Here is a 25,234-nt window from a genome sequence, read left to right on the forward strand (position 1 = left end):
GCGGATTCCCGCATTATTGAGTTTTTATATTAAATGTGTCATCAACACTGAATGATAAAGTTCTCTGGTCACGAAGTTTAAAAATAATATTTGGATCAGAATATCCTCTTTTTACTTCTTGCTCGTACTTGCTTAAACTTTTTTTGTAGTATAAAATTTCACTTTCAATAGCTTTTGAGTTTTTAATTTTTTCGCCTGTTTTAGGATCTACAGGATAAACTACATCATTTTTAATATTCAGCACGTTACCAAAAACACCTATATTGTGAATTATGTAATTAACATTTTTTTGATCACTAAAATTCAAATAATCTTTTAATCTTTTGTCCGATATGTCAGTTCTTGTGTCTTTGGTAAAATAGTTTTCTGTTGTAGATTTTTTTATTCTTGCATAGAAATTAACATGGGCATGCGACATCCAACCACCATTTGAAGCATTATTTCCTAAAAAACCAATTATTTGATTTTTATTGACGCTAATTGGATTTTTTGGAGAAGCTTGTGGGACTACAAAATAATTTTTGCCACTTTTTGAATATTGCTGAGAACTTAAGCCAAGTTCGGAATTATTAAGCGTTTTAGCTCCATCCAAGTGAATGTAACCAATGTAAACATAATCAACAGAAGGGTCTAAATAAATTTCTCTTTCTCTTGGCGTTAAATTCAATTTATCGTGTTTAACTTTTATTAAAGCTACAGTTCCCACACCCTCAAACTCTCTCTTTTGTTCAATTTCGTAAACACCAATTAATTCGCCATCAAATGGCATTAATACTGGTTGAAAATCAGGAGCCAAATAGTCTTCTCCCCAGTGTAAAAAGCTAGGGGTTTTTACTTTTTCTGAATAAAATGATCTTGAAGTTCCATAACCGCCAGTGAATAATTCAGATTTATAGTGTCCAAAAAAGTCTTTATTAATGCTTGGTAACAATTCTTGAGTTAGTCTATTCATTTCAAAATTATATGCTTGAATATTGTTTTTTGTGAACTCTTCACTGTAAAGCAACCCATAATTTTGTGTTCCCAACATTTTGACCAATTTCAATGGTTTTTCAATGTTTTTCAACTTAACATTAAGACTAACTGACGCAGATCTAAAATTATTTGAAGTAATTTTGTCTAGTTCAATTTTTTCAATACTTTCATTGTTGAATTCAACCAGTAAGTCATCACTTGTGATTTTAGATAAATCAGTATTTATATCGGGGTTAACAATTGTTTTAACTTTGATTGATTCCGCAAGTTTTAATTGTTTTAAATATTCATTTTTCTCAATGTTTACTAAAACAGGTAAATTAAACCCAAATTCATTAAAGTTTTTTTCTTTACCATTATGTTTAGCGCCTATTCTTAAATTTATTCTGATGAAGTTAGGTTCTTTTTCATCAAAATATACTTTGTTGATAGTGGCCTTAAGCTCAATATTTTTTGCCTTTAGTTGTTCTACTAATTCACTAAATTTCTTGTTTTGGATATTAAAAATGGATGAAATTTGCTTGGAATTTAATTCATTAATTCCGTATTTCTGAATCAATTCTTTGTGCGAATCATCAATGTTTATTGAAGTTGTAAAATCTTGAGCTTTAAGTGCTTCAATGTCTTTAATTGAATCCTTAAGTTCTTTAAGATTTTTTTCTTCATTGCTTGTCATCTTAACGTTTTTTAAATAGACATTAATCGTTTGCTGACTATATAATCCTTTTGGATAATTCGCTTTTTCATGATTTTCTAAATCAAGTCTAATAATGATAGGAACTTTTACATCAAAATTATTGCCCAAATCTCTATAAACGTTGCTATAGTCCACCTTAAATTTAAGTTTATTTAATACTTTATCACTTATATTAAATTTACTTTTGACAATAGTTTTAAATTGATTTTCGTCAAATTTCATGTACTTGTACATGTAATTGTTTGCCATCATGTTCTTGAACTCAACAGTTTCGGGCGATCCGCCCTCCGTGTATTTAAATAAATCGTAATTTCTATTATTTTCAAAATATTCATTAATTTGTGAAAGAATGTATACCTGATTATAAAGTTCGTAATTTTGGTCTTCTTTGTTTTGGGTTCTGTCAAAAACTAATAATTTGTTGCTTTGTTGTGCTGAATCTTGTTTTTGCGAATTTTGCTTTTCTTGCAATGTACATGATGCAACAACAAATGGAAAGGCAGCTATTAAACTTAATTGAGCTAGAATTCTTTTATACTTTTTCATATATGCTCCAAATATTATGAAAGTGAAATATTCACATTTTGTTTTATTTTAATGGCTATAACCATAAAGCCAACCAAAATTGGAATTATGATTGAAACAATTGTTATAAAAATGAATCTTAAAAAACTTTTTAAATATTCTTTTCTTAGCTCTTTTCTCGCTTCTTTATAGCCTTTTAATCCTATAAGTTCAATAGTTTGGACGAAAATTATAATTAATGGGAATAACAAGTGAAATTCAAAATATCCAAAATATGATGAAATTATTGTTATGAATCCAATTAGCAAAATTTGAATTAAAACAACTTGGAAATGGTCTGTATCATAATTAGTTTTGTTTATAAAACCTGTAAAAGTTGTTGCCAAAACAAAAAGCGCAATGAATACAATTTCTTTTGTCCCTCATGAACCAAAATTTGTTTTAGTGTCACTTTTAAAAAAATGGTAAAAACTGTATCTTTTTAACTCGGAATAATCTTCGTTATTTTTAAAGTAGCTTTTTATGCCTTTAAACGAAACTCAAAACAGAATCAAACCAACCAATGCACCAATAATTTGTCCGCCAAAAATGTATGGAATACCTTTTAAAAGTGGTGCGGGATGTTGTTTAGATTGACCAATTACTCCGTATCCTTTAATAATGCTATTTGTTATTATATTAAATGGATTTATAAATGGATAAATTGCTGTTTTAGCTCCTATACTACCCAATCCAAATGGGAACAATATAGCAATGGCAATAACAACAATATAACCGCTAGACATAAATAATTTATTATGTTGTTTTTTATTCATTATTGCAATCAATTTTCAAATTAGCAATAAATAAACAATCAAAAACACACATATTATTTCAAAACTAAAAACAGTTGGATTTCAATATACTTTTAGCGCTGCACCTGGTGTATTAAACATGCCCCCCCCTTATTTAATTTCATATTTTTTTAGTATTGCTTCAACATCCATGTCAAGAATGCTATCAATTGTTTTTTGGGCATTTTCGATTATTTTGTCTTCTTGTTCAGTATTTTTTTCATAAGAAACTTCTTTTTTATCAGAAGGTTTTTGAAGTTCTTGACAAATTGTTTTAAATGTTATTTTTTGAATGTTTTCAATCTTAATTTTTGAAAATCCTTCACCAACTTTTGATGTTGGATAGTTTTTAATTAACTCAACATATGTCTCATTATTTGTATTTTTTACAAAAAGTTCACTATGTTGGTCAACAACGTTAATTGACTTAACATTTATCGGAGCAGTTTTAAATTGCTTGAAGATTGGTTTTCCTAAATGTTTCTTAGATATTGGTTGAATATTTTCGACTTTTACAATCTTAATATGTTTATTTTCGTCAATTAGTGCTACTAAATTCTCATCATTAACAATTGCAAAATCCGCCACTAAATCCGCCCCTGATAAAAAGCAAGATTTAACGCCTGATGCTTTTGTACCATAAATTTGCATGTCATTTTCACTGTATTTTGAAGCTAGCCCAAAATCAGTCACTATTAAAATATCGCCAAAACCATTAGATAATTTCGCACCCACTAATTGGTCATCAGCTTTTAAACTAATTGCATTAAATGCTTTATTATTTCTGGAAACCTCGAAATCTTTTAAAAGAACTCTTTTACCTTGTCCTTGTCTTGACAGTAACACAACATACATGTTCTCATTAAAATTCTTAATTTCAATTGCTGACACAAGTTCTTCACCTGTTTTTAACTCCACAAATTCTGATAAATGATTGCCATATTCTTTTCATTTAGCTTCATTTATCTTGTAAACCGGAATTAAAGCATAATTCCCTAAATTTGTAAAAAGTAATAGGGTGTTGGTTGTTCTTGTTCTATTTGAAAATATTATTGAATCTTCTTCTTTTACACCAAAGGTAGTTCAATCATTTGATTCATAAACTCTGTTTGAAAACCTTTTTATATAACCATGTTTTGAAATTGTTAATACTGCTTCTTCGTCAACAACTAAATCCGCTTCACTGTACTTAATTTTTATTTGTTCATTAACAATTTCAGTTTTACGCGGTTTTCCGAATTCTTTCTTAATTTCTTTTAATAATTCAATTATTCATTGATCAAATTTGCTTGGGTGAGTTAATAAAATTTCACATTTTTTTATTAACTCCAACAATTCGATTTCTTCTTGTAAAAATGCTTGTTTATCGGTTTTAGAAAGTTTGTATAATCTTAATTCAGCGATTGCAGAAGCTTGATTATTTGTAAATGCAAAGTGTTTAATTAAATTTTCAATAACACCTTGTTTTCCATTTTCGCTTTCGCGAATAACTTTTATTACTTCATCAGTAATTTCTGAAACTTTAATAAAACCTTGAACAATTTCTAGTCGCGCTTTATATTTTGCTAAATCATATTGAAGTGTTTTAGTTTTGACGTCTTTAACGTGACTAATATATGAGTTAAGCAACTGATGCAAACCACATAATTTTGGTGAATTATCAACAATAGCAACATTATTTGAGTTTAAATAAACCTGCATTTCAGTCTTTTGCAATAAAAAGTTCAATATTGTGTCAACATTGCTATTCTTATCAAGTGTAATTAAGATGCTAATCCCATCGCGGTCAGACATATCCTTAACTTCAAGTAATCCATTAATATTTTCATTCGCAATCAATAAATCAATATCTTTAACTAATTTAGATTTTACAACCCCATATGGAATCTCAAAAATTTCAATGTACTTAAATTTATTATCATCATAAATTTTGTATTTTGATACTAGGGTTAGTCTACCCTTACCAAGCTCAAATCCTTCATAAATTCCTTGTGTACCAAAAATAGTCCCGCCGGTTGGAAAATCTGGCCCTTTAATAAACTTCATTAATTGTTCAAGGGTTGCAGTTGGATTTTTTATCTTTTCAATTGTAGCATCAATGATTTCGTTCAAATTATGAGGCATAATTTCGGTTGCAAAACCCGACGCAATACCTTTAGCTCCATTTAATAATAAATTAGGAATTATTGAAGGTAAAACTACTGGTTCTTTTTCGCTATCATCAAAGTTTGGTGCAAATTTAACTGTATTTTTCTTTAAATCTCCAAGGATATATTCACTGATTTTTTCTAATCGCACTTCAGTATAACGCATTGCGGCTGCTGGGTCATCGTCAATACTACCAACGTTACCGTGCATCTCAATTAAGGTTTGCCCCATTTTTCAATCTTGAGCCATCCTTACCATTGCTTCATAAATTGAACTATCTCCATGTGGGTGATATTTACCAATAACATCGCCAACGACTCTAGCTGATTTTTTGAATGGTTTGCTTGATAACAAACCTAAATCACTCATTGAATAAAGTATTCTTCTTTGAACTGGTTTTAGACCATCGCGGATATCAGGTAACGCTCTTTGCTGAATAATGTATTTTGAATAGCGACTAAAACGATCTTCCATTACAGAATCAATATTTTCGGAAACGATCTTTTCAATAATTTGGTCAATTTTAGACTTAATATCTTTTTTCATTTATTGCCTCCTTAATATGTAAAATCATCTTCCATTGTGAATTCAACATTAGCGTTAATTCACTCTTTTCTTGATTCTGGATTATCTCCCATTAATGTAGAGACTCTTCGTTCTGCTAATGAAACATCATTGATTCGAACTTGGATCAAGGTTCTAGTTTCAGGGTCCATAGTTGTTTCTCAAATTTGGTCAGCATTCATTTCACCAAGACCTTTGTATCTTTGAATTTCAGAATTTTTGAATTTAGGGTCACTTAAAAGTTCTCTTAATTCACTTTCATCTCAAGCATATGTAACTTGTTTTGATTTGTTAGAAATCTTAAATAAAGGCGGTAATGCAATATAAACCATTCCTGCGTCAACCAATTGACGCATGTGTCTAAAAAAGAATGTTAAAAGTAAAATTTGAATATGAGCACCATCAGTATCGGCGTCAGTCATAATAACAACCTTGCTATATTGTGCTTTTTTAATATCAAAATCTTCGCCAACACCTGCGCCTATAGTATTAATTATTGTCGCTATTTCTTCATTTTTTAAAATGTCATAAAGCCTTGCTTTTTCAGTATTTAAAACTTTCCCGCGCAATGGTAAAATTGCTTGGAATTTTCTGTTTCTACCTTTTTTGGCAGTACCACCAGCAGAATCCCCTTCAACTAAAAACAATTCTTTTTCAGCCGGATTTTTTGATTGGGCAGGGGTTAATTTTCCACTTAAAATTTGCTTTTCTTTTAAAGCATTTTTTGTAGAACGCGCCTCAAGTCTTGCTTTGCGAGCACTTGCGCGAGCTTCGGCTGCTTTTTTGATTTTGTCAAGTATTTTTTTAACTAGCGGTTTATTTTCAACTGACCAAATTTTTAGATGTTTAAAAGCAACTTCCTCAACAGCACTTTTTGCCTCAGGTGTACCTAATTTATCTTTAGTTTGACTGACAAATTCAAGATATTTTTCGGGAATTTTTACACTAATTATAATAGTTAAACCTTCGCGAATGTCTTCGCCATCAAAGGAATTTTTTCCTTTGATAATTTTTTCATCCATTGCTATTTCATTGAATAATTTCGTTAGTGCTGTTTTAAGTCCGACTTCGTGAGTCCCGCCATCTTTAGTTTTAACATTGTTAACAAAAGACAAAATTGTTTCATTATAGCTGTCGGTGTATTGAAAACCACATTCAACTTCTATTTCTTTTTTTGTTTCTTTAAAGCTATAAATTTCGCCAATCGGCGTTTTTGAATCATTCATAAATTCAACAAAAGCACTAATTCCATTTTCAAATTTGAACTCGTTATATAAATCTTTTGTTTCATCTTTAAGGGTTATTTTAAGTCCCGCAATTAAAAAACTACTTTCACGCAAGCGCTCAGAAATCTTTTCGTAACTAAATTTAGAACGCTTAAAAACTTCATAATTTGGTCAAAATTCAACACGGGTTCCAGTTTTATTAGATTTTTTGATTATTTTAGTTCGTTGAGTTATATCCTCGCCGCCATTCTCAAAAATTGTTTCGTAAACTTGGCCATCTCGTTGAACTGTTGCTATTAGTTTATGGCTTAGTGCATTTACAACTGATGCACCAACACCGTGAAGACCTCCTGAAGTTTTATAGGCACTGCTATCAAATTTACCACCAGTATGAAGTTCAGTGAAAACTCTTTCAACAGCAGTTTTACCTGTTTCAGTTTTTCCAACGGGTATTCCACGGCCATTATCCTCTACAATTACCGACCCACTTTTTGTCAAAGTAACTGAAATTTCAGTAGCAAAACCGCCTAGCGCCTCGTCAATTGAGTTATCTACAATTTCTCAAACTAAATGGTGTAGTCCATTGACATCAGTACTGCCAATATACATCCCTGGTCTTTTGCGAACAGCTTCAAGCCCTTTTAACTGTTGAATACTATTTTCATCATATTTATACATATTTTATAATTGTATTATTTTTTAAATTAAGTTAAAAAATTTATATTAATAATACATAAATTAAAATTTTGAATATTTATTGATTTTTAACTATCATTTTTCAAAAACCATTGAAAAAATTGGCAAAAAGCCAATGAATTAATTATGTATAATTAACATATGTTAAAAATATATATTTGCGGACCAACTGTTTATAATGACCCACACATTGGCAATTTGCGTGCTATAACAACATTCGATTTGGTTTTAAAAGCAAATCGATTTTTAGGTCAAAAATTTAAACTTGTTCACAACATTACCGATATTGATGACAAAATTATTAACAAGTCAATTGAGCTAAAAGTAACTGAAAAAGAAATTAGCGAAAAATACACAGAACAATACTTTGAATTGCTTAAACAATTAAATATTGACACAATAACAGATGTAGAAAAAGTAACCGACAATATTGACGTAATTATTGAATATATAAACAAATTGGTAAATTTAAATCAAGCATATAAAGGATCCAATTCTGATATATGATTTAATGTTAAAAACAATGAAAAACAGTATGGAAATGTATCGGGTCAAATTCTTGAAAATATGGAGTTTGATGAAAAATCAAATGACAAAAAATTCAATGCCGACTTCGCACTATGGAAGTCAACATCAAAAGGAATTCAATATAATTCACCTTTTGGTTTAGGTAGACCTGGTTGGCATACTGAATGTTGTGCATTAATAGATAAACATTTCGGAAAAGACGGAATTGATGTTCATGGCGGTGGGATGGACTTGACTTTTCCACATCATGAAAATGAAAACATTCAACATTTTGCACTACACAATCAAAATATAACTAAAGAATGAATTAGATGCGGTCAAATTAATTTAGATGGAGTTAAAATGTCCAAATCATTGGGAAACATAATATATCCGCAAGATTTCTTTAACAAACATGGTGTTGAAATTTACAAATTACTGATTCTTACAGCTAAACTGTCTGCTCCAATAAATATGAGCGATGAATTAATTGAAAACTTAAAAAATATTGAACAAAAATATAAAAAAACAATGTTTTCAATCTTTATAAATCATGGTACAAACCTAGTTGGTTTTGAAAATAATAAAGAAATTAAAGAAATTTTTGAAGCTTTATCAAAATATGATTTTGCAAAATATAACCTTTTATTAAATGAACAAATAAAAAATTACAACAAAACAAAAGACATCCAATATGCTAGAAATATTCACAAAACATTGTCAATAATTCATCCTACATTAACTGATGTTCAAAATTACAATGAATTTATCCAAATATATTCAAAATGAATTGAATTAGTAAAAAATAAAGATTTCGAACAAGCAGATATATTAAGAAAAAAACTTCAGGATTCGGGACTTTATTAACATTTTTAAAATGGAAAAAAATATAAAAATTAAGAGGTGTTATATGGAAAAATTGATGTTGTGAGGAAAAAATTCTGTTTTAGATGCAATAAATTCAAAATTACCTATTGAAGTTATTTATGTAAACTCAGTTAAATCCTCACAATTAATCGCAAATCAAACAAAAACCAGAGTTATTGTTGAAGATAATTCATTTTTCAACTCAATAACTAGCGAGAATCACCAAGGAATAATTGCTGTCCTTAAAGATTTTCCAATTTATGATTTAGAAATATTAAAAAAAGACAAACCTCAAAATATTTTAATATTAGACCATATTCAAGACCCGCACAATTTAGGTGCAATAATGCGAAGTGCAAACGTTTTCGGTATTAAACATATCATTCTAACAAAGGAAAGAAGCGTTGGCATAACTTCTACTGTTTTAAAAATCAGTTCAGGCGGATTTATAAATATGAAAATAATAAAGGTCAATAACCTTGTTGCTTCACTAAAAAAACTCAAAAATATGGGTTATTGAATTTACGCATCTGAATTGAACAAAGAAGCAGTTAGTTTTGACTCAATTGAGTACAACAAACCTGCGGCATTAATTATCGGAAATGAGTCATCCGGCGTTAGTAAACCAGTTTTAAATGAGTCTGATGTTAAAATTTATATACCACAAAGAGGAACAGTCCAATCCCTTAATGCTTCAGTAGCTGCTGGTTTATTATTGTACAAATTAACAAAGGAATAATATGACCTTAATTGAAAAATTTACACAACTTCCGGAAAACCAAGTTGGTGAATTTTTAAAGCAACAAAATTTACTTAAATCAATTAAATTGATTGATTTTCGTTACAAAGATATTCTAATTTATACAATTAAAAACAATTTAAATAAAAAGGTGAACTCAAGCATTGAACCACAAGATATTTACAATGATTTTTTAGGTGGTATTAAGAAAATTATTTTGTCTTTCAATCAAGAAAAAGGCGCTACTTTTAAAACATTTATTCTTAAATCCTTAAAAAACTTTACTTATATGTATAATCGTGCTAATTCCACTCAAAAAAGAGATGCCAAACTAATCCCAATACCCTCTAGTGAATTATTTGATTTATATGACAATGATTCCGAGCGAAGATTTAACAAAGAATTAACAATTGAAGATTGAAAATCATTCATTGAAAAAAACAAGAATTTTTTCAATGAATTAAAACAAAAAATCAATTTATGAAAAAAGTCAAAAATGGTTACGACTTCAAAAATTAACTCACTGCGATTCGAACTTAAAAAAAGATTATTTCATATGTATAAATATAGTGTAAAATAATAACAGTGCTAGGCACTTTTTTATTTTGCTTTAGGTGGTGTAAAATATTATTATGAAAAAAACTAAGGTATTACTTAGTTGCTCAGAATGCTTTGCCATGAATTATGCAACTAATAAAGGAGCAGGAAATCTTTCAAGAATTGAAATAAAAAAATACTGCCCAAAATGTAGAAAACACGCTATTCACAAAGAGGAAAAATAATGAATAAAACAAAAAACCAAAAAAATATAGAATCAAAAAGTTTTTTAGGGAGCTAAAAAGGGTTAGATGGCCATCTAACAGAACTAATTGAATTTCGTTTTGAAAAGTAATAATTTTTGCAACATTATTCACTATTATTGTCGTGTTATTCGCAACCTGTGTTGGATTGCTGTGAAGTAGAATTGGTATTAAATAGAGGTTAATATGGAAGAAAGAAAATTTTTATGATACATGATTAGTACAGTTTCAGGAAAAGAAGATATTGTTGTTGAATCATTGAAAAATAGAATTGTTTCTGAGCAAGTTGATGATTGTTTTAACAATGAAGCAACTCCTGAAGGTGCTTTTAAAATATTTAAAAAACCTAGTTTAACTGTTAAAGAAGCTGAAAATAAATTAAATGGGTTACCATACAAAGTTAAAATGATTAATATGTATAGTGGTTACATTTTTATAAACATGTACATGAGTGATGAGGCTTGATTTGTTATTCGGAACACTCAATATGTAACTGGGTTGATTGGTTCTTCAGGAAAAGGTGCTAAACCAACCCCAGTTTCTGCGAGCGAAATTAGAAAATGCTTCAAATCTGAGCAAAAATTACTAAATGACTTTAATGAAGGTAAATTAGAAACTAAATTCGCTATTGGTGAAATAGTTGAAATTATTGATGGCCCATTCAAGGGTCAAAGTGGTAAAGTAACACAAGCAAACGACTCAACTAAAATGGCAACCGTTGAAGTTGAATATTTTGGCAAATATGTGCCAACTGAATTTGAATATGAATACATAAAAAGTCAAGAAAAATAGTGGCGCGCCACTATTTTTATTTAATTATTGAGCAACCCATATAAGGTATTAATGCTTTTGGCACACTTATTGTTCCATCTGGGTTTTGATAGTTTTCTAATATTGCAGCAACCAATCTATCTATTGCAACCCCAGACCCATTCATTGTGTGTGCGTATTGTGTATTGCCATGCTCATCTCTGTATCTAATCATTGCTCTTCTTGCTTGAAAATCGCCCATGTATGATATAGATGAAATTTCTCTAAACTTGATTTCAGAAGGTAGTCAAACTTCTAAATCAATTGTTTTTCTTGATGAAAAACCAGTATCACCGGTACATAATTGCACTTCTCTAAATGGTATTTCTAATAATTCAAGTGTTTTCTTAGCTTGAATTAACATTTTTTCAAACTCAATAAGCGCATCTTTTTCATTTGTAATTTTTACCAATTCAACTTTTTTAAATTGATGTAGGCGAATTATTCCTTTTGTATCTTTACCACTACTTCCCGCTTCTGACCTAAAGCATTCAGTGAATGCAGTATAGCATTGTGGTTTTGTTAAATCAACTATTTCATTATTCAGTAAGTTTGTCAATGTTACTTCAGCAGTTGGAATTAAATATCACCCATTGCTATCCACACTAAATAAATCCTCTTTAAATTTTGGAAGTTGGCCAGTACCAAATAAAATTTCTGGTCTTGTAATAACTGGAGTTGAATATTCTATATAACCGTTTTCAGTATGCAAATCAAGTAAAAAGTTTTGGATAGCTCTTGTAAGTCTTGCTCCAAGTCCGCTATAAACTACAAATCTAGTTCCAGACAATTTGACACCCCTGTCAAAATCAACTAAATTTAAATCACGAGCTATTTCATAGTGAGCTTTAACCCCTGAAACTAGACCTCTGCCAAGTTTATCGTGTGTGGCTATAACAATATTTTGTTTATCAGAATCGCCAACTGGAACATCATCAAGCGCAATATTGGGAATTATGTGTAAAATTTCCTCGGTTTTTTGTTCAAGTTTTTTTGCTATTTCTTCTAATTGTGCTTGTTCTTCTTTTAACTTAGATGCCTGTAATTTCAATTCATTTAGTTTATTTTTGTCATCTTTAAACTCAACAAATTGTTTACCGAATTTTGATAATTCTGCTTTTTTACTTTGTGCATCAAACATGCATTTTCCGCGTTTTTCAAGTAATGAAAGAAGCTCATCATAAATTTCTACATCGAAATTTCTTTTCTCAAGTAAGTCTCTAACTTTTTCCTTGTTTTCTTGTATATATTTAATATTTAGCATACTATTTTATCCTTATATTTTTTTCTTGTAAATTATAGCACTAATAATACATTAAATCGATTTTGACTCTATTTAAAAATATTATTGTTAAATTTTATAATTATTATATTTTATTTATTTATTCATTTTTCAATTGAAAAAGTAAAATTTAAAATAAAAAATAGTACACTTTTGTTGGCATTTTAAAAAGCTCAAACAATTGTTTTGTTTTAAATGGTTTAGTTTATAATATAAAAGCGTTTTATATATTTAGATAATAAAACTTAATACAGGAGGTAATATTATGAGTTTAAGAACATACCAACCAAATAAAAGAAAACACGCTAAAGTTCACGGCTTCCGTGCAAGAATGGCTACTGCAAACGGCCGTAAAGTTTTAGCAGCTAGAAGAGCAAAAGGTAGAGCAAGATTAACTGTATCAAGTGCTAATTAGTTTTTTGTTTGGAATTAAAAATGAAAAAACAATTTAGATTACAAAAAAGTTGAGAATTTGACAATGTAATTAAGCATAAAAAGCAAGTTGTTAACAAGTTTTTAATTGTTTATTTTAAAGAAGCTTCAGAATTTAAAGTTGGAATAACAGTGCCAAAAAAATTCTGTAATGCAGTTTACCGAAACTATTACAAAAGACAATTAAAGGCTATTTTTCACGAGTTAAATGTTTATCATTTAAATTATCACTTTGTTGTAATTTTGCGTAAAGATTTTTTAACCCAAACTTATAAAACAAAATTTGATACTACCAAAAGGTTAATTAAAAAGGTAGAAAATGGAAAATAGATCAAAAAACTTTGATTATTTCAAGCCTTCAGGACAATCAAAAAAAGGAAAAGACCCTAAAAAAATCAGAAAAATTGTCTGGCTTGTCGTAAAAATTATTTTTTACGTATTACTTTTTGCGCTAACTCTAGGTGGTTGCGTTCAGACAATGATAGTTAAAAGCTCTGGATTTACTGGGGCTGGTACTGAATTTTATGATTCATCAGCAAAAATATCACCTACTGTTAGAACATTTAAACAATCAACCGCACCAAAAGGTGATAAGAATTTACAGCCAGGTGAATATTACTCAATACATTATTCTCCTGAATCTAACTTTCACTTATCACACAAAGAATATTCAAAAACAATTCAAGAATTGAGAAATCAAGCCGAATCAGATGGTGCAAAATATGGCGAATGACATGGTTTTTCTTCATCAATTCAATATTTAAATAGCAAAAATGAATTCGCTGTTAAGGAACAACCAATCCATAAAGGCGAAAAACCTAATAGATACTTATTTGCGGTTGATAACTCAAGAAATCAAGATGCAAAAATGAAAAAATACGAATCAATTTACAATAATTGAAACGAAATCGTATTTCTAGATCCTGATTTCAAACTTGATAAAATATTCAAAAAAGAGGGTGAATCATACACCTTAAATAAAGATGAATTAGAAATTAAACACCCTGAAAATGAAGATATTACAGTCAAAAAGGCAAGTTTATATTCTGTTTATTCTGACCAGAATATTGATAATCCAAAATTAAAATACGCACGTGATGTTTTGGAATTCTTATACAGAGAAACATTCTTAAAAGAGGGAAATTACTATAAACGCGTATCGAATATTTCTTACAAAGACTTAATAACTCAAGTTTTAAATGGTCAAAAAACAACTTTAACCTCGAGTGAATACGAATTTATCAAAAATTATCAAAATGCTTTAGCTGAATACTTAAATATAACGAATATGACAAAACCAAGTATATTTAAGCCCCTATTAGATAAAAATGGTGTTCAGCAATTTGATAAAAATGGAAACGTTAAAGACTCAGGTGTTGCCGATGAAAACTTAGTATATGGATCACCGGTTTTCGCAAACCATACTAAATTAATATTGTCAGCAGATGAACCACAAATTGCATTTACTTCATTTGCTGAAACCGCAAAATACGGGCCATTCTTTATGTTTCTAATTTGACCAATTGCACAATTAACAATGGCAATTAGGGTTCCGTTGCCTGCTGCCGCTGGTTGAACAACAATTTTGTGTTTAATTGTTGCAGTAATAATTACTCGTTTATTAGTTCTTGCAATCACTTGAAAAGCAACAATGTCTCAATCAATGCAAGAAGAATTACGTGTTAAAAAAGCAAAAATTGATGCTAAATATGCTGAATTTAAAAACAATAAAGAAATGAGAATGCGTCAACAACAAGAGGTATCAGCATTATACAAAAAAAATGGTATAAACCCATTTGACTCAATGCTTTCACTAATAATTTCTATACCAATTTTCTTGGCTATGTGACGTGTTATTCAATCAGTTCCCGAGCTTAAATCAACAAGTTGATTAGGTTTCGACTTCGCAGCTACATCTTACAAACGTTTACTTTCTGGTGAATGATGATATATCTTTTTATTGATTACAACAGCATTAACACAAGTGTTGTCAATGCTTATTCCAAGATTGCTAAATAAACGAAACAATAAACACCTAACAATCGAACAAAAACAAGCAATGAGAAAAAATGACAAAATGCAATGAGTCATGATGTTAGTTTTCATTGTTATGACTGTAATTTTCAATGCGGGTGTTCAAATATACTGAATAATAACCAATATTTGATCAATATTGCAAGCAATCGCAATTCATTTCTTTAAGAAAACTGAATTCTACAAAAAAAGATATAACAAAAAAATTGTTTCATAATAAATTCGGGTAATTAACCCGGTTTTATTTTGCCATTATCAATTGTAAAATAAATCTAATGGTAAAATTTGTTTATAGAAAAGAGGCAAAATGAAAATATATAGAATCAAGGAAACTAGTCCTTATATTACACTCCCAATCGAAAACATAATCCTTAATGACCCCGACATGACTGGTGATATATTAATTTTATATCAACACGATAATGCAATAATTATTGGTGCAAACCAAAACACACACGAAGAAATTAACAGACATTATGTTATTGAAAAAGACATTAAATTAGCAAGAAGAAAATCAGGCGGTGGTGCCGTATACCATGATATGGGTAATATTAACTTTAGTTTTATTACTGATTACAATGGCCAAAGCGGATACGAACGCTTTTTAGCTCCTATCATTGATTTTTTACGCTCACTAGGCTTAAATGCTGAATTCCACGGGCGTAATGATGTTCACGTTAATGGCGCAAAAATAAGTGGTAATGCTCAATACCTAAGCAAAAATAGAATAGTAAGTCACGGAACCATTTTATATAATGTCGATTTAACCAAATTATCAAATGCCCTAAACCCAGCTAGAATTAAATACGAATCAAAAGGCATTCAATCTGTTAGATCGCGTGTAACTAATGTTTATGACGAATTAATTGAAAAAATGGATGTAGAAGAATTTATTCAAAGACTTATCGCATATTTTGTTGAACATAAAAATGCAAAACTGCATGAAATACCATACGACAAGTACAAACAACAACTTGATGAATTATCTAAATTTGTGAGTTCAGATGAATGAATATACAATAAAGCAGCGACTTTTACATTCAAAAGTGGAAATAAATTCAAGGGCGGAATAATTAATGTTAAAGGAAATATTGAAAAGGGAATTATAAAAAATATCAAATTTGAAGGCGATTTTTTAAGTAAAAAAGATGTTAGCGAAATTGAACCATTATTTAATGAAATTTTACTTTCAGAAGATGCTGTTCGTTCAGTCTTTACTAAATTTAATTTTGCTGAATATTTTGGCACAATAACTCAAGAAGAATTGCTTTCACTAATACTAGGATAATAGATGATAAGAAAACAAATTCAATTGAAAAATGAATCAATTAGTTATTTAACTGATGAAAAATTATCAAATATAGTTGTCTTATTTTTGCATGGTTTTGGAGACGATGCAACGCGGGCAACAACACTTTTTCAATGCAAAAATAGACTTTATTCAATGGTTTCCATTGATATGCCGGGTTGCGGCAAATCAAGCAATAATATTGGTCAGCCGACTTTGCAATATTATTGTGATATTGTAGGCGAATTTATTGATAAATTCCTTCCTAACCGCGAAATTTATATAGTTAATCACTCTTTAGGCACAATCCCGGCTTTATATAATGCAACAAACAACCCAAATATCAAGTATGTTTTTGGGGTTGCACCGGCAATGCCAACAGCGAATGCTTTAAAAAATGATAAACGAATTAAATGAATGTTGCCAAATAACCCTGAGGACTGATATGACTCTCAATTCAATCTTTTTTCTGAATTTGATAATGACTGAATTATAAGAGCTGATGTAAAACAAAAAATATTAGATACTCCGCAAGATTATATTGATGAACGTAAACGTGTATTTTCTGTATTGGCACACGAAATTTTTGCTATGACTTTTATTGAAAATGTATACAAAAATTTCTTTGCAAAAAACAAAAATTTTACTGCTATCGTAAGTAGAAATGATAAATATATTAATTTTTCTGATGTTGAAAATTATATAAAACTATATAATTTGGGGACGTATGAACTGAATGATTCAGGTCATGCCATGTTTTACAAAAACACACAAAAAATACATAATTACATAAATAATTTTATTATCAAAAAGGAGGGTCTATATTAATGGATCAATCTGGATCAAATAATACAAATATCATTAACAATATTGTCTGACTTAGTCTTGATTTTAATAAACCAGTATCTGCATGAACTGCTTGAGTGTTTGGTATAGTGTCAATAATTTTAACTATTGGCGTCGGAGTTCCTCAGTTAATAAGCTTAATTAAAAACAAAGACACGGGTGACGGGATAAAATATTACACCTTTTGAATCTTTTTTTCAGGTATCTTGGGATGAACAATCATTGGTTCTTTCGATGCTGCTGAAACTAAAAAATTAGCAACAGCTATAGCCAACATGGTGTCATCAATTATTTTTGCAATAACAATATTTTTATCATATTTATACTCAAGAGACCAAAAAAGAAAATCAATGGCTTATATAATAGGGGCTTTTTCAATAACATTAGCACTAACAATAGCTGCTGTGTCGTTATATGGAATTATTGCTAATAAACGTATGCCTGGGTGATTAATGAATATTAGTGTTTGAGTCTTCCCAGTTCTTACTACATTCAGTTTCTTGCCTGCCGCTATTTCTTCATTTATGAAAGGGAAATTTGAAGGTATGTCAAGTGGAATGTTAATAACTTTATTGACACTAAATATCGGTTGATTAGGTTATTGAATTGCTCTTGGACTAAACTCTTCATTCGATTTTGCCTTAAATATGGCAATAGTTTGACAAGTTCTAGCATTATTAATCTACTTATCACTAACTGTTCTATTGATTGTAAATGTTGCTGAAAAACAAAAAACAAAAATTTCGCTCGTTAAAGCGGAATTTTTATTATTGAATTTTATCAATGAAATCAAATTTTACTAAAAGTACTATAATATGAATATATAAATAAAAAGGGATAAAAATGAAAAAGAAAATTATTTGAGCGTTAGCAACATTAAGCACATTTCCATTAATTGCGGCTTCGTGCCAAAGTAAAACTAAAAATAACCCGCAGCAAACAACAACAAGTGAGCAAAATGTATTAAACCAGCAAGAAGTTAAACGAATTAAAGAATTAAAACAAGCCACAAGGATAAGCAAACAAATATACCAAGAAATTGAAAAATCTAACCCAGAAGACAAACTTTTAATAAATTTCAAGCCTACAATTCAAAAATTCTATACTGATTTTGAATCTAAATTAAGCAAAGAAATAAAATCTGACGATGTTGAACATTTGAGAAACGAGTTTTCGCAATTTTTAGATTATTATTTAATGATTATTTATATTAAATATGATTACAAAGACTTACGAGATCACATTTTAAAGACATTCCCTGAAGCACAAAATCAAATTAACCAAGTGGATGCAAAATTCAATGAATTATCAAACAGAAATGGTTATGAAAAAAATGCATATAGTTCATTACTTGGTAATTTGACGGTTATATACGGTGATAAACTTTTAAAGTATCTAGATAAGAATCCAGATGCAGATGTCACTTTTCCTCCTGACTCACGTTTTTCAAAAATATATCCAGAAAAAAATCTTAAAGAAATTAAAATGACTTATTCTGGAATGTATAAATCAGTTGAAAGTTTAGTTAAAAATAAACCAGAATATCAAGAAAAAATTAAAAAATAAATGACTCCCTTAATGATTCTTCAACAATGCGAGATTATAGTGCCGCACTATTTAGATTAAACCATTTACTCCTTAAATTATTTAATGAAGACGTAAATAATGATAAAGAATATAAGGCAGCAACTGAAAAATACAACGAAACATATGAAAAAGCAACTGCTTTATTTGATAAAGAAAAAGACAAGTCACTATATGATAAATTAATGCAAATTCATGAGCATTTGTCATCGACAGCGAACATAATACAATTACAAGAAGCTACAAGTAAAATAGAAGAATTAATCAAAGAAAAGAATAAAACTACCTAAACCCGGACAAAAAAGTTAACACTAAGGTGTTGGCTTTTTTGTCCGGGTTTAGAATACTGATTTTTAATTATAAAAAGTGAATGTTTAATCGAATTAGATTTCAGTAAAATAACTTTGGAAGATCTGAAAAAAATAATTGCAGATTATATATTTTGATACAACAACTATAGAATTCAATCGAATTTAAATTGAAAAACACCACAGCAATATGCTATGATGTTAAAATCATATTAAACTGTTAACTTTTTTGTCCTAGTTTAGAATCATTCTTTTTCTTTTCCTGTTAAAACCATTTTAATAATTGAACCAATAAGAATTCAAAGTCAATAAAAACATAACGCTATATCAAACCCAATATTTACTCATTTAAGAGTTTTTTCTTCTATTAATATTTTGTTCGAATGATGCTGAACTGTCTTAGTAATTTGAAGAGCAAAAAATGCAATAAAAACTAATACAAAAATTTTTGTAATTATTGAAAATCAGCTTGTTCGCCAGCCTAATCATATTTGGAGTCCTAAGGCTAGTATAAATGAAAATGAAATACCAATTTCATATATTGGATTTTTTGATGCTTGCTTCTTAAAAATTAAGCTTGCTACGAATATTCCTATAACTAAAAGAATTGAAAAAAAATTAAATAAATATCAAAAGAATCCATCATTTTTTCATCTTTTATTAAAAAATAGTCCCATACTTTAAATTATAAATGAAAAATGGAATTTACATTAGTTAAGTTGTGAATTCCAAAAGTAAATTCATTCTTAAAGTAAAATGCACCTAGATAAAAAGCTAGATGCATTTTACTTTTGGAATGAATACCTAGTTTAGATTATGCTTGTTATTTTTTTGTTTTTTCATTATTAAATTTTCACTAATAACAATTATTATGCTACTAATAGTTATTAGTAAAGCAAATATTACAAAACTAATGAAATAGTTAAATTCATTAGTTATTAAAGTTAATAAAATAATAATTATTGATGAACTGATAATTCTAAAAATTAATGTATAGATTGTGTTATTTTTAAATTTATCTTTACTAAATAAAAAATAAGAGTTAGCATAAAAAATAGTAATGAAGAATGAATAAAGCATTTGTTGAAATCCAATAGTGATTAAATATGCTATATTTTTAAATTTATTATCTATATTTACAAATAAAATAGGAATAATTATTAAGAAGATTAAATTCATTGGTATTAAAACTCAAATTAACTTAATATTTTTATTTCTTATAATTAAAGATAATAAACTACCTATTAAACCAAAAATAGCAAAAATAATGGTTAAGAAGAAAGATCATTTATCTGGTTCAAAACCTATAATTTTAAAAAATTGTGGCATTCCAGATTGTTTTGGGAATAAAAATATGCCTATAATAAAACTAGCAGAGAAAGTATAAATTCATTTTAAAATATTATTTTGTTTAATATTTTGATTAGGTTTATCTTCTTTTTGTTCTTTAACTAATTCAAGTGAATTTTCATTTAATTTAAATGAAAAATATAAAAATCCGGAAATAAAATAAGTAACCATATTTAATAATATAAGAGTTCAAAAAGGTAATTTACTAAACAAAATCAAAGAAAATATCGGCGCCAATAAAAACGCTATGGAAGTTGAAATAGTTGTTAAGATGTTATAAGTTTTTATATCTTTTTCATTATCAGAAACATAATAAATGATAGTTTTTAAAGCTATAAATCTAAAAGAATGAATAATACTCAAAAGAGAATTTATTACTAATAAAAAGATAGAAAAACCAAATAAATTATTAGTTTTAATAATTATAAAATAACCAACTAATATTGTAGAAAGCACTATAAAACTTGCCAAATCAGTTCCTAAAAGAATATGTTTTAAATTTCCTTTTTTAGTTATTTTATAGTTTAATAAGTAAGAAATGAAAGTAGGTATTTGAATAAGCAAATATAAAATTGAAACTAATCAAAAACTATTAGTAAATTTATAGATATATACTGTTGTTCCTAATTTAAACGCTTCTGAACCTATCATTGATAAAATTAAAGAAGTTGAATATTTAGTTTTATTTTTAGCTTGCATATAGTTTCCTTATTAATTTAAGTTTTCATTTAATATTCAAGTTGATTTTAATACATAGATTATAAAACAAAATAACTAAATTTATTCATTGTAAATTCCAAAAGTAAAATATGCCTTCATTAAGTACATGATAAATAATACTAAATTTATGTTTCTATATTCTTTTTTAGGAAAAAAACTAAAAAAGAATATAGAAAACAAGGCCCCGGGGGGCGGCACCCGCCAAAACAAACATTTTTTTAATAAAATTTACATAGATAAAACATTTGAAACGCAATTCTTGCTATATATTTTTCTAGCAGAAATATTATTTGCATTTGTAGAAATATTGCATTTTTCAAGAATGCTTTCTTAGTCTCTTTCTTGAATAACGTAATGTACATGTTTTATAATATACTTGTTTCTTTTTAAGTTTAGTTTCTTAAATCCTATACAAAAATCAATTTTAGATGTCTTATACACATTCATATATAATATATTCACCTTTTTGTTTTTTGTTACTTAAATTTTATATAAAAAGGTAGTAAAAATGCATCTAGATTTTTATCTATAAACCAGGGTTTTTATTTTCCCAATATATTCATAAATCAATTCATTAAGTAAAATATGAAAAAACAAATCACTAAGCTTATAACTTTAAAATTTATCCTCGCCAATATATTTTTAGTTTAATTTTTTTGTCAAAGTTATATAATAATTAGATTACTAAATTAAGGGGTGTTGTTATGTGAGAACAAAAAATATTAGACATATATACTTTAAAAGCCGATAGTCCCATTTCAGGGTGAATAGCTTGAGTATTTGCAACAATTTCAATTATTTTAACTGTAAGTATTGGTGTACCTCAACTAGTTTACTTACTTAAAAATAAAGACACGGGAGAGGGAGTCAACTTCTACTCATTTTGAATAGTTTTAGTAGGAGCTATTGGTTGAATGCTAATAGGCTCGTGAGATGTTGCGGAAGTTAAAATGGCAGCATCAGCAATTGCTAATATGTTGTCATTGCTGTTATTTATATTCACAATATTCTTTACTTATAAATATGCAAGAAATGAAGCAAAAAGAAAACAAGCTTGAATTGCATTAACTGTTGCTGTTGTGGCAGTGGCTTTATCAAGTGCTCTTGCTATTTATGGTTTAGTCGGCAAAGATGCAAATGGAAACCAACTGAGAATGTGACCACAATTACACGCTGTTTGTGTTGTTGTCTTCCCTATGCTTACAACATTTAGTTTCTTCCCTTCTGTGATTAAATCTCTTGAACAGAAACGTTTTATGGGTATGTCAAAAGGAATGCTTTTTACACTTGTATCAATAAACATAACTTGAATAATATATAGAATTAACCTAGGAATCAATAACAAAGAATTCACAACCGGTTTAATTACAACAATGGTGTGACAGTTTGTTTCACTATCTATTTACCTATCACAAGTTTATTTATTAATTAGACAATATGTAATTAACAAACGCGAAAAAAGAATAATAACAAAAAATACTAACGAACAAAAACGTTAGTTTTTTTGTGCGGTTATGACATGTTGTTTGCTCTGTACATGAAAAATAGTTAACTAGTGAAATTTTTCTTTTATACCTTAGCACATCAATAAATTAATATATAAAAACTCAGTTTATTGCTGAGTGTTTTTTCCTACTTGAGACTGTAGTTTAATCAATTTAGTTAAAGCCATTTTAACATTACTCAATGATCAATCTCCATTTATAGAATTATAAACTTCGTTGATTTGTTTAATTAAATCAGGTTTTTCTTTGAAATCGGATTTTAATCTTTTATAAAAGTCTTCAAAAATTTCATTAAAGAATGAAGCCTCAGTTTGCTTTTCTATGTAAATTGTTTTAGGGAAAGGGAATTTAACTAAATCAATATCGCTTGATATTAATTTTAAAATTTGATCTATAGCTTTTTCATAGTCACTATATTCGGGATTGCTAGTTAATTTTTTATTGACATCTTCAAGACTATCTTTAAAGCTAGGGTGATTTTCTTCTAAATATCTTTTTAAAATTTCGTAGTCATATTTATAAAACAATAGTTTTAAATCTGTTTCATAAATATTACCAAATTGCTCAGTTAGTCTTTCCGAATCTTCACTATTTTTTCAAGAAGATTCTGTATCAATTATTTCTTTCCTTACCTTTAAAACAAGATCCTTATTTTTCTTAATAACATTGTCATTCGGAAACATAATAGACAATTGTTCAAATCAATCAGTAACCCTAATAATTGAAGAAACTATCATATTTTTTTCTATAAGAAATTCAAACTGTCTAATTAATAATTGCGGATGCAACAATTTCAACCCCTCCAATTTCTTATTTTTTATTTTCTTATTTATGTTTTTAGCCCCATCCATTCGCCCAAATATAAGAGAGCTTTTATTTTTTCCATCTTTTTGTCCATCAGTATTTGGATTGTCTTTATGTTTCCTTATAATAGGTAACTCAAGCTTTGTAAGAGGTTGAGTTTTTTTAGTTTCAGCATTTTTAGAGCAAGATGCAGCCGCAAACAACGGCGCAATAGCGACTATAGGTGTTCACAAAAATAATTTTTTGTATTTTTTCATAATAAATCCTTTAAAGTAATTAATTTTTAACAAAATATGCTTTATTGTTTATTCAAACAACATCGCCTGAGAAAATTTTAGTACTTCTTCCATTTGCGGTATTGTTATTAATTTTAATATTATTTGTTTCTATAAAAAATTTTGCTTGCCCGCCTGTGGAAATGATTTTAGTTAATTTTAAAAACTGACCAAGTGTAATTGAATTACCATCTATTAAAACCACATTATTCATTTTATCTCCTTAAAGGGGTTATCAATTGTTTTGAACCAGTGTCTGAGTGAGAAATAATTAAAAATTTAGCAACTCTTTCGTCAATAAGAATTGAAATTTCCTCGTCAAAAATTGATATAGCGTCTTTTAGAAAATTATAATTTAAATCAAATTCTATTAAATCCCCTGAGTATTTAAATTTATCAGTAGTCGCAACAAATGATCCCACTTCTACAACATTATTAGTGATTTTTAAGCTGCCTTCTTTAACCGCAAAAGAAAGTCTATTTTGCTTGTCACCGTTTGCTAATCACACTCTATTTAATAAATCATTTAACTCAGTTTTTTCAATTTGAATGCTATGTTTAATATTTAAATTTTCAAATAATGGTTCTGTGTCTTTAAAAGGAATTGTAACTACCCTTGAAGTTATAACTGTATTTTCGTATTTAATACCTACTTTTATATCGTTGTAGAATAGTGTAATTTCTTCGGGCGCGTCTGTTGGTATTAGTGAACTTAAATCTTTAGCAACAACCGATATATCAACATTTTCCGTTATTAATCCATTGTGTTTTAATTGATAAAGTGCAAGTCTGTATGAATCAGTTGTTGTGAAGTGTAGCGAGTCGTTTTTATTTCTTATATTAATGCACTTGTAAATTAAATTATTGTCTAAACTTGCCGCATGTATAACACTCTTAATTGCTTTTTTAAGCTTAGAAGTATTAATTTTTATTTCCTTGACATTTATTATATTGTCAAAAGCCGGAAAACTATTTTCATTAACTAAAGATACTTGGTAGTTTGAAGTTCCCTGAGAGATGGTTAATAATTGATTATTATCTGTTGAGATATCAATATTTCCCGATAGTTTTTTAATAATAGGTTTAATAACATTAGTTTGTATTAAAAATTTTCCTGTTGATTCAACTTTTACATTAATATCATCAACATCTATTTGTTTTATTATGTTTATTGAGTCGTTTGAAGTTTTAAGAATTATTTTTTCATCCGTGACTTCAATTAAAACACATCTGAAACCATAAAATGTACTAATAGCATCTGAGTACTTTGAGACAATTTCTAAAACTTCATCAAATATTTTTTTATTTATTTGAAATTTCATGTTATTCCTTTCATAGAATAAATATATTTTGTGAATTTGTGAATAAGCTAGAAAAAACGGTTTTATAAAGCATTTTTATAAGTCAAATTCATTTTTT

General features: G+C 28.3%; 24 protein-coding genes. 14 read left to right on the plus strand and 10 right to left on the minus strand.

The features are described from left to right. Positions 1–13 precede the first annotated feature (13 nt). Genes MBVG596_RS02040 through parE form a run of 4 tightly spaced genes read right to left on the minus strand, consistent with a single transcriptional unit; the run spans position 14 to position 7,646 of the window. Positions 14–2,218: an MSC_0775 family lipoprotein gene (locus MBVG596_RS02040; protein WP_096386521.1), complete on the minus strand. Its 2,205-nt coding sequence runs from the start codon at positions 2,216–2,218 to the stop codon at positions 14–16. A 14-nt stretch (positions 2,219–2,232) separates the two neighbouring features. After that, a complete protein-coding gene (locus MBVG596_RS02045) occupies positions 2,233–3,132 on the minus strand; it encodes an MAG4940 family membrane protein (RefSeq protein WP_096386526.1) in 900 nt (299 codons plus the stop codon). Positions 3,133–3,141: 9 nt separating this feature from the next. Next, positions 3,142–5,724 (minus strand): DNA topoisomerase IV subunit A, encoded by a 2,583-nt coding sequence (gene parC, locus MBVG596_RS02050; RefSeq protein WP_096386530.1) that lies wholly within the window; start codon positions 5,722–5,724, stop codon positions 3,142–3,144. Positions 5,725–5,735: 11 nt separating this feature from the next. Continuing rightward, positions 5,736–7,646, minus strand: coding sequence for a DNA topoisomerase IV subunit B (gene parE / locus MBVG596_RS02055; RefSeq protein ID WP_096386535.1), 1,911 nt, complete (start codon positions 7,644–7,646; stop codon positions 5,736–5,738). Positions 7,647–7,805: 159 nt separating this feature from the next. Between parE and MBVG596_RS02060 the strand changes: the two genes are divergently transcribed. The 5 genes from MBVG596_RS02060 to nusG all read left to right on the plus strand — a co-directional run bounded on the left by MBVG596_RS02060 (position 7,806) and on the right by nusG (position 11,369). Beyond that, on the plus strand, positions 7,806–9,038 hold the full coding sequence (locus tag MBVG596_RS02060) for a class I tRNA ligase family protein (protein ID WP_096386540.1): 1,233 nt from the start codon (positions 7,806–7,808) through the stop codon (positions 9,036–9,038). 43 nt (positions 9,039–9,081) lie between these two features. Next, the gene (gene rlmB / locus MBVG596_RS02065) at positions 9,082–9,777 is read left to right on the plus strand and encodes a 23S rRNA (guanosine(2251)-2'-O)-methyltransferase RlmB (RefSeq protein WP_096386544.1); all 696 of its coding nucleotides are present in this window, start codon (positions 9,082–9,084) and stop codon (positions 9,775–9,777) included. Position 9,778: 1 nt separating this feature from the next. Then, complete coding sequence (locus MBVG596_RS02070; RefSeq protein WP_096386547.1) at positions 9,779–10,357, plus strand: hypothetical protein; 579 nt, start codon at positions 9,779–9,781, stop codon at positions 10,355–10,357. Positions 10,358–10,409: 52 nt separating this feature from the next. After that, on the plus strand, positions 10,410–10,559 hold the full coding sequence (rpmG, locus tag MBVG596_RS02075; protein WP_004420806.1) for a 50S ribosomal protein L33: 150 nt from the start codon (positions 10,410–10,412) through the stop codon (positions 10,557–10,559). A 204-nt stretch (positions 10,560–10,763) separates the two neighbouring features. Then, positions 10,764–11,369 (plus strand): transcription termination/antitermination protein NusG, encoded by a 606-nt coding sequence (gene nusG, locus MBVG596_RS02085; protein ID WP_004420811.1) that lies wholly within the window; start codon positions 10,764–10,766, stop codon positions 11,367–11,369. A gap of 16 nt (positions 11,370–11,385) precedes the next feature. Here nusG and serS read toward each other — a convergent pair whose 3' ends face one another. Then, the gene (gene serS, locus MBVG596_RS02090; protein ID WP_096386550.1) at positions 11,386–12,651 is read right to left on the minus strand and encodes a serine--tRNA ligase; all 1,266 of its coding nucleotides are present in this window, start codon (positions 12,649–12,651) and stop codon (positions 11,386–11,388) included. A 283-nt stretch (positions 12,652–12,934) separates the two neighbouring features. Between serS and rpmH the strand changes: the two genes are divergently transcribed. The 8 genes from rpmH to MBVG596_RS02130 all read left to right on the plus strand — a co-directional run bounded on the left by rpmH (position 12,935) and on the right by MBVG596_RS02130 (position 19,143). Further along, complete coding sequence (rpmH, locus tag MBVG596_RS02095; protein WP_004420851.1) at positions 12,935–13,084, plus strand: 50S ribosomal protein L34; 150 nt, start codon at positions 12,935–12,937, stop codon at positions 13,082–13,084. Positions 13,085–13,104: 20 nt separating this feature from the next. Then, entirely contained in the window at positions 13,105–13,431 is a 327-nt protein-coding gene (gene rnpA / locus MBVG596_RS02100; protein WP_096386553.1) for a ribonuclease P protein component, read from the plus strand. Then, positions 13,421–15,352 (plus strand): membrane protein insertase YidC, encoded by a 1,932-nt coding sequence (gene yidC, locus MBVG596_RS02105; RefSeq protein ID WP_096386556.1) that lies wholly within the window; start codon positions 13,421–13,423, stop codon positions 15,350–15,352. Before rnpA ends, yidC begins: the two co-directional genes overlap by 11 nt. A 90-nt stretch (positions 15,353–15,442) precedes the next feature. Beyond that, positions 15,443–16,423 carry a lipoate--protein ligase gene (locus MBVG596_RS02110; RefSeq protein ID WP_096386559.1) on the plus strand — a complete coding sequence of 327 codons (981 nt, stop codon included), beginning with the start codon at positions 15,443–15,445 and terminating at the stop codon, positions 16,421–16,423. Between the two features lie 3 nt (positions 16,424–16,426). After that, complete coding sequence (locus tag MBVG596_RS02115) at positions 16,427–17,251, plus strand: alpha/beta fold hydrolase (RefSeq protein ID WP_096386564.1); 825 nt, start codon at positions 16,427–16,429, stop codon at positions 17,249–17,251. After that, a complete protein-coding gene (locus MBVG596_RS02120) occupies positions 17,251–18,072 on the plus strand; it encodes a PQ-loop domain-containing transporter (RefSeq protein ID WP_096386569.1) in 822 nt (273 codons plus the stop codon). The genes MBVG596_RS02115 and MBVG596_RS02120 overlap by 1 nt, the downstream gene beginning before the upstream one ends. A 40-nt stretch (positions 18,073–18,112) precedes the next feature. Next, complete coding sequence (locus MBVG596_RS02125) at positions 18,113–18,835, plus strand: variable surface lipoprotein (RefSeq protein WP_096386573.1); 723 nt, start codon at positions 18,113–18,115, stop codon at positions 18,833–18,835. 26 nt (positions 18,836–18,861) lie between these two features. Next, positions 18,862–19,143, plus strand: coding sequence for a hypothetical protein (locus MBVG596_RS02130; protein ID WP_096386578.1), 282 nt, complete (start codon positions 18,862–18,864; stop codon positions 19,141–19,143). Positions 19,144–19,400: 257 nt separating this feature from the next. Here MBVG596_RS02130 and MBVG596_RS02135 read toward each other — a convergent pair whose 3' ends face one another. Both MBVG596_RS02135 and MBVG596_RS02140 read right to left on the minus strand, forming a co-directional pair. Further along, a complete protein-coding gene (locus MBVG596_RS02135; protein WP_096386581.1) occupies positions 19,401–19,838 on the minus strand; it encodes a hypothetical protein in 438 nt (145 codons plus the stop codon). 127 nt (positions 19,839–19,965) lie between these two features. Next, the gene (locus MBVG596_RS02140) at positions 19,966–21,210 is read right to left on the minus strand and encodes a hypothetical protein (RefSeq protein WP_096386584.1); all 1,245 of its coding nucleotides are present in this window, start codon (positions 21,208–21,210) and stop codon (positions 19,966–19,968) included. A 725-nt stretch (positions 21,211–21,935) separates the two neighbouring features. Between MBVG596_RS02140 and MBVG596_RS02150 the strand changes: the two genes are divergently transcribed. After that, positions 21,936–22,730 carry a PQ-loop domain-containing transporter gene (locus MBVG596_RS02150; RefSeq protein ID WP_096386590.1) on the plus strand — a complete coding sequence of 265 codons (795 nt, stop codon included), beginning with the start codon at positions 21,936–21,938 and terminating at the stop codon, positions 22,728–22,730. 113 nt (positions 22,731–22,843) lie between these two features. On the opposite strand, the gene MBVG596_RS02155 is transcribed toward MBVG596_RS02150, so the two are convergent. Genes MBVG596_RS02155 through MBVG596_RS02165 form a run of 3 tightly spaced genes read right to left on the minus strand, consistent with a single transcriptional unit; the run spans position 22,844 to position 25,137 of the window. Next, the gene (locus tag MBVG596_RS02155) at positions 22,844–23,797 is read right to left on the minus strand and encodes a hypothetical protein (RefSeq protein WP_148664013.1); all 954 of its coding nucleotides are present in this window, start codon (positions 23,795–23,797) and stop codon (positions 22,844–22,846) included. A 19-nt stretch (positions 23,798–23,816) separates the two neighbouring features. After that, positions 23,817–24,029, minus strand: a complete 213-nt coding sequence (locus MBVG596_RS02160) for an RNA-binding S4 domain-containing protein (RefSeq protein WP_096386598.1) — start codon at positions 24,027–24,029, stop codon at positions 23,817–23,819. Position 24,030: 1 nt separating this feature from the next. Then, on the minus strand, positions 24,031–25,137 hold the full coding sequence (locus MBVG596_RS02165) for a DNA polymerase III subunit beta (RefSeq protein ID WP_096386602.1): 1,107 nt from the start codon (positions 25,135–25,137) through the stop codon (positions 24,031–24,033). Positions 25,138–25,234 lie beyond the last annotated feature (97 nt).

The organism is Mycoplasmopsis bovigenitalium (assembly GCF_002356075.1).
Classification (GTDB): domain Bacteria; phylum Bacillota_I; class Bacilli_A; order Mycoplasmatales; family Metamycoplasmataceae; genus Mycoplasmopsis; species Mycoplasmopsis bovigenitalium_A.